This is a genomic window from Streptomyces durocortorensis (assembly GCF_016901035.1).
In the GTDB taxonomy this organism is placed as follows: Bacteria; Actinomycetota; Actinomycetes; order Streptomycetales; family Streptomycetaceae; genus Streptomyces; species Streptomyces durocortorensis.
In genome coordinates this window covers 1-9,329 of record NZ_JAFEUF010000250.1, presented here as the reverse complement: position 1 = coordinate 9,329, position 9,329 = coordinate 1, and the positions used below count along the sequence as shown (strand labels likewise).

The window sequence follows — 9,329 nt, the reverse complement described above, 5'->3', positions numbered from 1 at the left end:
GGCCTGGGGCTGGTTCCGGTCCTGGCCGTGGTTCTGGGGGTGGGCGTGAGCCTGGGCGTGGGCGTGGTTATGGGCCTGCGCGTGGGCGTGGTTATGGGACTGCGCGTGGTTCTGTCCCTGTGCTGCCTGTGCCTGTGCCTGCCACTGGTCCGGCTGCCGGCCCTGCGGCGCCGGGGCGAGTGCCGCTTGGGGCTCCTCGGTCGGCGCGGCGGCGGGCGCGGCGGCGGGCGGCGCCTCGGTGGTGAGCAGTTCGTCGGGGATGAGGACCACCGCGCGTACGCCTCCATAGGGGGAAACGGAGTCCACCGAGACCCGGAAGCCGTAGCGGGCGGCGAGCATCCCGGAGACGGCGAACCCGAACTGCGGCGGAATGCCGAGGCTGGAGACGCTGATCGCGGCCTGGGGGGAGAGGAGGGCCGCGGCGCGGTCCTTCTCCTCCTGGCCCATGCCGAGACCGGCGTCGTCGACGATGAGGCAGACGCCCGTCGGCACGGCCTGGATGTTGATCTCGACCGGGGTGCCGGGGGCGGAGTAGTTCGTGGCGTTGGCGAGCAGCTCGGCGAGGACCACGGCGACCGGTTCGACGGCGCGGCTGACGACGGAGAAGTTCACCTGGCCATTGACCCGGACACGGTCGAAGTGCCGGATACGGCCCTGGGCGCTGCGGGCCACGTCGAAGACGGAGGCCACGGTCTCGCGCCGGCCGAGCCAGCCGCCGCAGAGCACGGCGATGCCCTGGGCCCGCCGCCCGAACTGGCTGTTGGCGTGGTCCATGGCCATCAGGTCGGCGAGGATCCCGGGATCGTCGCCGTACTTGCGCTGGGCCTTCTCGATCACGACCTGCTGCTCGTCGGCGAGGCCCTGGAGGGTACGGACGGCGGCCTTGAGGACGGCCTTCGTCTCCTCCTCGGCGTCCTTGCGGACCTCCGCGAGTTCGGCGGACTGACGCTGGAGCAGCGTGTTGTGGACGACGTGGAGTTCGTCCCGCTGGTGCAGGAGGGCGTCGCGCTCCTGGCGCAGCTCGGAGTGGTTGCGGCGCAGCTTGACGTTGGTCGCGCGAGCGCGCAGAACGGCACCCACGGCGACCAGGGCTACGACAACCAGCGCCCAGATGACGGGGCCCTGTGGAAATGTCATGAGACTCACTTCAAGTGCCATGGCGGAAACGGCTTGACACCCCGTCAGGCGGCACGCAGTCAGGGCTCGTTCGCCACGACCGTGCGCCGCTTCGGGAGGTGCCCCTCCGAAGGTGGGGCCGAGGAATCCATTCCTCCCGGAATGCCCCCATACGCCATCAGCCCACTGGAAGTAAGATGATCTTATCATCGGCCGCACGGCGAGATGTCAAGGCCGCCACGCCCGTTGCCACTTGACGCAGAATGTTCACGTTGCGGAGATGTGGAGGAGGGGGTTCCGGCCGGACTCTCTTCATGCGGTGCGGTGGCCGGGCCGGGTGCGGCGGTGCTGGTGCACGGGCTGTACCACCGGCCGGAACACTTCGACCCGGTGGCCGAGGGGCTGCGGGCCGCGGGCGTCGACGTGGTCGTGCCGGGGCTGCACCGGGGGTCGCTGGCCGCCGACACGGAGGCCGTGCAGGACGCAGTGGACGCGCTCGCCGAGGCGTACGGGACGCCGCCGCTCGTCCTCGGCCACTCCTACGGCGGCTCGGTGATCACCGGTCTGCGCGGAGCGGGGCACCTGGTCTACCTGGCCGCCTTCGTACCGGACGCCGGTGAGAGCGCGGCGGGACTGGGCGGGGCCACCGCGGAGCTGCGGGCGGCCGTCGTGCCCGGTGGTCCGGACGGGGCCACCTCGCTCCACCCGGGGCGGGCCGCCGACGTCCTCTACGCCGATTGCCCCGGGGCCGCGGCCTCCCGTGCGGTGGAGCTGTTGCGGCCGCAGGGGCCCGGGTGCGGCCGCGGGATTCCGGAGCGGCAGGCCTGGAAGGACACCGGGTCGACGTACGTCGTCTGCGCGCTGGACCGGGCGATCGACCCCGGTCTGCAGCGGAGTATGGCCGCGCGCTGCGGATCCGTCCGGGTGTGGCGGACGGGCCACTCGCCCTTCGTCTCACGGCCCGGGCTGGTCGTCGATCTCGTACGGGAACGGATCACCGGCCCTTCGGTGGACGGCTGAGCTCATCGGCGGGGGCGCTGTGCGACGCCGTCGCTGACGTCGCTGCTGTTGCTGTCGCCGCTGACATCGCTGCCGTCGCTGTTGTCGCTGTCGCTTCTGCTGTTTGCTCAGCTTGTCGTTCAACCAAAGGCGTTCGGCGGGGACGCGGCACCGGTGACCTGGGCGGTCCAGGACCCGGGTTCCCGGGGCGGATCCCAGGTCACGTCGACGCGCGCTTCGTGGAAGTCGTGTGCGAGTCCCACCACCATGGCCGCTGCGGCGGCCTGTGCCTCGGCTGGGTCGGCGTTGACCGGAACGTCGGTGAGGCGCCCGCAGTGCATCCCGCCGTCCACGGTGAGGACACTGTGACGCCAGCCTTCCGGCGTCGCGAGCAGGATGATGTCCTTCGGCATGCCGCAGGGGCGTCGTCTCTCCGCGGTCGCCTTCCCGTAGAGCGGGGTGTCCGTGATCGTCACGGCCTGCTCGGTGCCCCAGGTTGCGCGGTCGCCGAAGACGAACTCGCCGCCATGCTTGGGCGGCCGGCACCCCGATGTTCAGGCTGCGGAGTGGTCGTCGGATCTGTGTTCCTCGCCGTGGGCAGCGTTGAGCTGTGACTGAAGTGAGGCGAGTCCGGTGGCGAGGGCGCGGCGTTCGGCTGGGGGCATGTTGTCGATGGCCTGGTGGAGCATGGTGTCGCGTTGGTCGCGTATGCGTTTGAGGTGTTCTTTGCCGGTGGGGGTGAGTTGCAGGGCGACTTCACGGCGGTTGTCGGGGCAGGCGACGCGTTCGAGGAAGCCGATGGCTTGCAGGCGGTCGCACATGCGGGTGACGGTCGGGGGTGCGGAAGCGAGGCGCTGGCACACGGTCCGCATCCGGATGCCGTCCTCGCGGTCGACGACGTACATCAGGCGCAGTTGGGATGTGGAGCTGGGGGCGGTGGTGCTGGTGGTGGAGTGCCGGGCGTGTTCCCACATCACGTCGAGGAGTTCGGTGATGGAGCTGGCGGAGTGGGCCGCCTCGTGCCGGATCCTGCCGACAGCGGCATCTGGTGCGGTCACGGTTTCCCCGTCGGGTTGGTGCTTCTGCCCGGTGGACGGCCGGGCAGTGGCTCAGGTGGGACGGTCCGGCCCGGTGGGGCGGGCCGCCCTCTCCTCGGTCACCGAGGGCTCCGCAGCGCCGGAGGGGACAGGTGCCGTGAGGTAGTCCAGGGTACCGGTGAGCTCCAGGAGCCGGTCCAGATACGCGGGCCGGTCGTCCAGATGCAGGCGCACCCCTGCCACCGTGGTGCGGCGGCCAACCATCAGCAGGGCGGACAGGCCCATGGAATCGACGGTGCCGAGGCCGGCGCAGGACAGATGGACGTCGGTCAGGGCGGGCCGGGCCGCGAGCTGTGCGGTGACCTCCTCCAGCAGGAGGTCGGCGCTGTCGTAGTCGACATCTCCCTGGACCTCTATACGGACGCTGTCCTGGATGCCGACCGTGGTCAGACGCAGGGGGTGGGGGTGTGTGGTCATGCGGTGTTCCTGGCGGCGGTGGAAGGGGCGGTGGTGAGGGTGTGCGTTGCGGCCCGGAGCATGCGGCCGGCCCGGGGGAAGTCCTTGAGCTCGCGGGCCAGGAGATCCAGGGCCGGGGGCAGGCTGTGGGCGGGGACGCCCCTGGCCGCGAGGATCTGCGCGGTCCAGGTGATGAACCAGGTGAAGAGTTCCGCGTCGTCGAGGTAGAGGGAGGTGGCGAGGAACTCCACGATGTACGCGAGGTCTTCCGCGGTGCGCTCGCGCTGGAGATCGCTGTAGGAGCGCATCGCGGGGAACGCGTCTTCCAGGGTGGTGAAGACGGTGCGCACGAGCGAGGCACTGTTGCGGGCGACCATGCTGTATTCCTGGTCGCCCAGGTGGGGCAGGTCGTCGAACTGCTGGTGGTCGGTCTCCGGCCGCGGCAGCCGCCCCTGGGCGAGGCGGTCGGCCGCTGTACGGGCGTCGGGCGCCCAGGCGTCCGCGCCCAGGAGGGTGGCGTAGCGGCCGCCTGGTCCGAAGGCTGCGCCGCCGACGAGGACGGGGACGCCGACGGACTGGCAGGCGGTGATCGCGGCGTGTGCGGTGGGCAGCCGGGTGGCGATCGAGCTGGAGAGGGCGACTGCGTCGGCCCGGGTGCTGTGGAGGTGGGCGATGAGGTGCGGGGTGGGGACCTGGGCGCCGAGGTAGTCGACCTGCCAGCCGCGCAGCTTGAGGACCTCGGCGAGCAGGCGGGCGGGCAGTGCGTGCCATTCGCCGTCCACGCAGGCCACCGTGACCCGGCCCCAGGTGACGGTGGTGCGGGCGGCGGGGTGCACGCTCACCGCGGCGACGGCCCGTTCGTTGATGGCGGTCGCCGCGTGTTCCTGGGCGACGCTGATCCGGTTGGCCGCCCATTCCTCGCCGACGCGGCCCTGCACTGGGGCGATCACATCCAGCAGGACGCTCTCCGGATCCGTGCCTTCGTCGAGCATGCGCAGCACGAGGTCGGTGGCCGCGTGCTCATCGGCGTCCGCGACGTGGCTCCACAACTGCTCGGCCATCTGCTTCACGTGGCCGGCGTCGGGGAGGCGGGGCGGGGTGCTCGTGCTCATGCGGTGTACCTGCCCCGGGTGTGGCCGTTTACCGCGCTGAGGTGGTGGGTGCGGGGGGTGGCGATGACGACGACGGCCATGTCGTCGTGAGGGCGGTTGCCGAGCCACTGGGCGGCCAGCATCTGCACATGCTCCACGATCCCCTCGGCGGGCATGCCGGCGCACCCGGAAAGGGCGCGCTTGAGGCGCTCCTCCCCGAACAGGACGTTGCCCATCGGGCCGCCCTTGGCCTCGGTGATGCCGTCGGTGAACAGCACGCACGACTCACCGGGTGCCAGGGAAGCCTCGACGGTGGTGGCGGAGATGTTCGGGAGGGCCCCGATCAAGGTGCCATGGGTGTCGGCCTGCTCGACGGTGCCGTCCGCGCGGATGATCAGCGGACTGGGGTGGCCGCCGCTGGTGAGCCTGAGGTCCACCGTGCTGCCGCGGCGTACGGCAGAGGCCAGGACCATGGTCGCGAACCTGGTGTGGTGGGAGCTGAGCAGCGCGCTGTTCAGCAGGCGCAGCATCCGCTGGTGATCGTCGGCCAGGGGCAGCAGAGCGTGCAGCGTGTTGCGGATCTTGCCCGTCAGAACGGCGGCTTCCAGACCCTTCCCGCAGACGTCTCCGAGCGAGACCAGGGACGCTTCGCCCTCGACGGCGGCGGGGTGCACGTCGTAGAAGTCACCGCCGATGCGCTCATGGTCCGCGGAGGGCCGGTAGCGGCCGGCGAAGTCCACCCCGGAGATCTGGTGCAGCACCGGGGGAAGCAGTTCCCGCATCAGCACGTCGGTGATCGCGGTCTGTTCCGCGTAGAGGCGGGCGGCCGACATAGCCGCTCCGGCACGGGCGGCGAACAACCGGGTGAAGACCTCCTCCTCGTCGCTGAACGCGGCGGCCTCCGCCTTCCGCAGCATGATGAGAGCCCCCGCCGGCACACCGTGCCCGGGCAGCGGGGTGACCACTATCGAGCCGACCGGCCCGAACCCCTCGGGCACCATCCACGCAGGCGCCGTCGCCGGGTCGATCCACCGCGAGGGCACCGGCGGGAACCCTCGCAGCGCCTCGCCCAGACCCGGCACATCGTCGGGATCCACCGTGAGCGTGGACACGGCGGGAGCGCCACCACGCAGGCAGGTCACCACCGGCAGCCGCCCGCCACGCGCCGGCGCAACCGTCAGGGCCGCATCGGCCAGACTTTCGGCGGCCATCTGCGCGGTGACGTCCATGCAACGCCCCAGATTGAGGGAGGCGAGCAGGGTGCTGGACGCCTTCGCGAGGAACGCGGTCCGCTCCCGCTCCATGTGCAGGGCTTCCCGGGCGAGCTGGTGATCGGTGTCATCCACCAGCCACCACACAACCGACCCGTCCTCCCGCGCACTGGGGTGCGCTTCGAAACGGCGCCCGCCGATGCCGCCGCGCAGCGGCCCCTCGGTGTCCGGGACGGCATGCGGGCCCGGGGAACTGAGCGCACGATGCGCGTCACAGAGCCAAGCCGGAGCCACATCCGCCAGGAGTGCCCCCGGGACAGCACCAGGCAGGACAAGACCGGCCGCCTCGTTGCACTGCACCACAGTGCCCTGGGCAGCTGCGACCAGCACCGGGTACGCGGCCCGGCCCCATGGCAGGGGCGGCCCTGTGACCGTGCCGGTCTGTGCTTGAGTGGAAACCAAATATCGGAGGCCCGCTGAGCGGACCCCTCACCTCATCAACTAGACGTTTGCCTGAAGGCAACCATCCCTCACGCTGCTGCCCCCTGACAACCACGTCCTCCGCCACACGGGCTTCTTGCGCAGGAGGCTGTAGGTTCTTCACACAGGGGCCACATCTCCCGTCCGGAGGTCAGCGGTCGTGGGTCGTGCTGCGGCCGTGCCAGTCCAGGCACATCACCAGGGAGTCGTCCGCGGCCGGGCCGGAACCGCGATGCCCCAGCAGCTCCTGCAGCATCACGCGCGGCACCTGCGGGGCGGGCAGCAGGCGGGTGCTGCGCATCGACGCGGCCAGTGCCCGCAGGCTGTACTTCTCGCCAGCCGGAGACAAGGCGTCGTAGACGCCGTCACTGATGAACAGCAGGCGGTCTCCGGGCTCGACCCGGAAGCGCTGCGGAACATAGGCGGTGTCCTCGAACATCCCCAGCGGCATCTGCGCCTCCAGCTCGATCGGCTCGACGACCCCCTCGCGCACCCGCCACACCCTGGGCGAGCCGGCATCGATGATCTCCACGTCCCCGGTCGGAAGATGGAAACGAAACAGCAGCGTCGACAGGTACTGCTCCCCCCGGTGCTGCCCGTACACCGCCTGATCGGCCAGATGCGCCTGGTCGCTCAGGCTCAGGCCGGCGCGTCGGGCATTGCGCAGCGCGTTGACAGCGAGGTTCGTCAGCAACGCGGCGTCGATACCCTCTCCCATGCCGTTGCTGACCGTCACGTACAGGTCGTCGGCCGAGGCTGACCAGTCGAAGCAGTCCCCGAAGATCGCGTAAGCGGGCTCCAGCTGGGCACCCAGGCTGTACTCGGGCCGGGTGCAGGAGCGCCCGGGCAGCAGCTGCCACTGCATCTCGGCGGCAAGGGTCAGCCGTTCCGCCCGGCGCGCCTGCAGGAAGAGGTCGGTATCCCGCTCCGCGACGACCACTTCGTGGGCCAGGGCGTCCGCGTACTCCTGCAGCTCTTCCAGGATGTCCGCTGCGAGCTCACCGCCCTCTTCCACCTGCAGGGTGACGCTCAGGATTCCCAGCCGGTCCCCCCGGACGCTGACCGGCAGGTACACCGTCACCATCGAATCTGAGCGGTCGTAGACACAGAGAGGTTCCTGCGCGCCGAACGCACGACCCGGAGCGCTGTCATATACCGGGACTGGAGAACGGGTGTGCGGCAGCACCCCGACCGGCTGCAGCCTCGTCATCGCGTAATCGACCAACAACAGATCCACCGCCCGGGCATCATGGCGGCGCTCGATCACGGAGCGGATCACGTCGAAGATCTCATGAGGCGCGGCCTCGCGCAGAGCGCGCTCGACCGCGCTGAGTCTGTTCACCGGTACTGAACCCACTTTCCTTCGCTTATCCACAACAAAACGACTCTCAACGCCTACCAGCCGCCACAGACACGAAAGCCCACCCGGGAGTCTCACACGCGCGGCCCCAGCAGCATTTCGAAGCCCCACCGCACGGCCAAGAACGTCAAACCACTCACTGAGCATCAAGGTCAACCGGTCGTCGCGTGACGGCGCCACTCGAACTTCATCGGCGGCGCGCTCAAACGTCAGCCTTCGCTGAGATTGATCAACCTTCGGTGAGACAGGACAGTGGTGCCCGGGGTCAGCGGATCCGGACGACGGTCAGCGTGCCGTGACGGCCCGACCCGGCCAGCACCTCCACCACCAGCTCGGTGGTCAGCCCGGTGTACGTCTCCTCGCCCGTACGGCGCTCGCCCGTGAGCTCAGGAGGTGCCGGTGGACGCGCGGGTCTCCAGGGACCAGGCGTGGCGGCGGACGGTGTCGGGGGCGGTGCGGTCCGCGAGGATGTCGCAGAGCAGCTCGGCGCAGGCGCGGCCGTACGCGGCGGGGCGCAGGTCGACGGCGGTGACGGGCGGCTCGGCGCCCCGGGGGGCGGCGCCGTCGACGCAGGACGCGACGAGCAGGCCGGGGCCGCTGGGCCTCGCGTTTTCGGGAGGCCCTATGGGTGTTCCGCCTCCGTCGGTCGTGCCGACCCTCCGGCCGAGGGCCGCCGCCGCGCGCAGGACGCCCGGGGCGGATCCGTCCGGGGCGCAGATCACGGCGTCGACGGCCGGGTCCGCGGTGAGCAGGGCCCGGGTGGCCGCCTCGGCCTCCGCCGGGGTCGCCGCGAAGGGCACGGTGCGCAGCGCCACCTCCACCCCGCGGGCCCGCCCCCAGGACCGGGCCGTGGCGCGCAGGGCGGTCGCCCAGGCGGAGGAGCCGGACGGGGCCAGGAGCGCGGGGCGGCGGGCGCCGCGTTCGGTGACATGGTCGAGGAGGGCGGTCAGCGAGGCGGCGTTGTCGCAGACCACGGCACCGCTGGGGCCGGTGGCCGGGCCGAGGTAGCGCTCGCCGGTCACCACCGGGACGCCCGCTTCGAGCAGCCCGGGCACCGCGCTGTCGCCGGGTTCGGGGTCGATCACCAGCAGCCCGTCGACACGCGAGGCGATCCGCCCGCCCGCCGCGCCCGAGGGGGCGAGCAGCACCATGTCGAGCCCGTCCTCCTGGGCGCGCTCCACCGCGCCGAAGGCGAGGTTCATGTAGTAGTCCAGCCGGGTCGCGGTGGCCGGCAGATGCAGGCCCACGGCCCCGGTGCTGGCGCGGCGCAGCCGCCGGGCGGCGCTGTTGGGGCGGTAGCCGAGCTCGTCGGCCACCGCGCGGACCCGGTCCCGGGTGGCTTCCGCGACCCGGCCCGAGCCCTGGAGCGCGTCCGAGACGGTGCTCTTGGAGACCCCGGCGGCGCGGGCTACGTCGAGCAGGGTCACGGTCCGGGAGGTCACGGGGGTGAAGTCTAGACGCTGGCCGACAGGCAGGCCGGAGGGTTGGGGGGGGGGGGGGGGGGGGGGGGGGGGGGGGGAAGGAAGGGGGGCAAACGGGCGGACCAGACCCGAAAAGAAAAAAAAACAAAAGACAACCA

General features: G+C 71.3%; 9 protein-coding genes. 1 reads left to right on the top strand and 8 read right to left on the bottom strand.

Translation table 11 applies throughout. The features are described 5' to 3' along the window. Positions 1–1,137, bottom strand: a 1,137-nt coding sequence (locus JS521_RS30120; protein ID WP_239488033.1) for an ATP-binding protein, incomplete at its 3' end; no start/stop codon positions are given. Between the two features lie 303 nt (positions 1,138–1,440). Here JS521_RS30120 and JS521_RS30115 point away from each other — a divergent pair. Next, positions 1,441–2,136 (top strand): alpha/beta fold hydrolase, encoded by a 696-nt coding sequence (locus tag JS521_RS30115; RefSeq protein ID WP_307847975.1) that lies wholly within the window; start codon positions 1,441–1,443, stop codon positions 2,134–2,136. A gap of 119 nt (positions 2,137–2,255) precedes the next feature. Here the strand turns inward: JS521_RS30115 and JS521_RS30110 are convergent, their stop codons facing one another. The 7 genes from JS521_RS30110 to JS521_RS30080 all read right to left on the bottom strand — a co-directional run bounded on the left by JS521_RS30110 (position 2,256) and on the right by JS521_RS30080 (position 9,192). Next, a complete protein-coding gene (locus JS521_RS30110; protein WP_205086099.1) occupies positions 2,256–2,591 on the bottom strand; it encodes a hypothetical protein in 336 nt (111 codons plus the stop codon). 78 nt (positions 2,592–2,669) lie between these two features. Further along, positions 2,670–3,173, bottom strand: coding sequence for a MarR family winged helix-turn-helix transcriptional regulator (locus tag JS521_RS30105; protein ID WP_307847974.1), 504 nt, complete (start codon positions 3,171–3,173; stop codon positions 2,670–2,672). A gap of 51 nt (positions 3,174–3,224) precedes the next feature. Beyond that, the gene (locus JS521_RS30100) at positions 3,225–3,629 is read right to left on the bottom strand and encodes an STAS domain-containing protein (RefSeq protein ID WP_205086098.1); all 405 of its coding nucleotides are present in this window, start codon (positions 3,627–3,629) and stop codon (positions 3,225–3,227) included. Next, positions 3,626–4,720, bottom strand: coding sequence for a cobalamin B12-binding domain-containing protein (locus JS521_RS30095; RefSeq protein ID WP_205086097.1), 1,095 nt, complete (start codon positions 4,718–4,720; stop codon positions 3,626–3,628). The genes JS521_RS30100 and JS521_RS30095 overlap by 4 nt, the downstream gene beginning before the upstream one ends. Next, positions 4,717–6,270 carry a PP2C family protein-serine/threonine phosphatase gene (locus tag JS521_RS30090; RefSeq protein WP_205086101.1) on the bottom strand — a complete coding sequence of 518 codons (1,554 nt, stop codon included), beginning with the start codon at positions 6,268–6,270 and terminating at the stop codon, positions 4,717–4,719. Before JS521_RS30090 ends, JS521_RS30095 begins: the two co-directional genes overlap by 4 nt. Before the next feature lie 271 nt (positions 6,271–6,541). Next, positions 6,542–7,732 carry a PP2C family protein-serine/threonine phosphatase gene (locus JS521_RS30085; RefSeq protein WP_205086096.1) on the bottom strand — a complete coding sequence of 397 codons (1,191 nt, stop codon included), beginning with the start codon at positions 7,730–7,732 and terminating at the stop codon, positions 6,542–6,544. Between the two features lie 404 nt (positions 7,733–8,136). Continuing rightward, positions 8,137–9,192 (bottom strand): LacI family DNA-binding transcriptional regulator, encoded by a 1,056-nt coding sequence (locus JS521_RS30080; protein WP_205086095.1) that lies wholly within the window; start codon positions 9,190–9,192, stop codon positions 8,137–8,139. Positions 9,193–9,329: the final 137 nt, after the last annotated feature.

Excerpts from the sequence above, each read along its gene's own strand:
- JS521_RS30100 (WP_205086098.1), bottom strand. The coding sequence starts at position 3,629 with ATGACCACACACCCCCACCCCCTGCGTCTGACCACGGTCGGCATCCAG.
- JS521_RS30095 (WP_205086097.1), bottom strand. The coding sequence starts at position 4,720 with ATGAGCACGAGCACCCCGCCCCGCCTCCCCGACGCCGGCCACGTGAAG.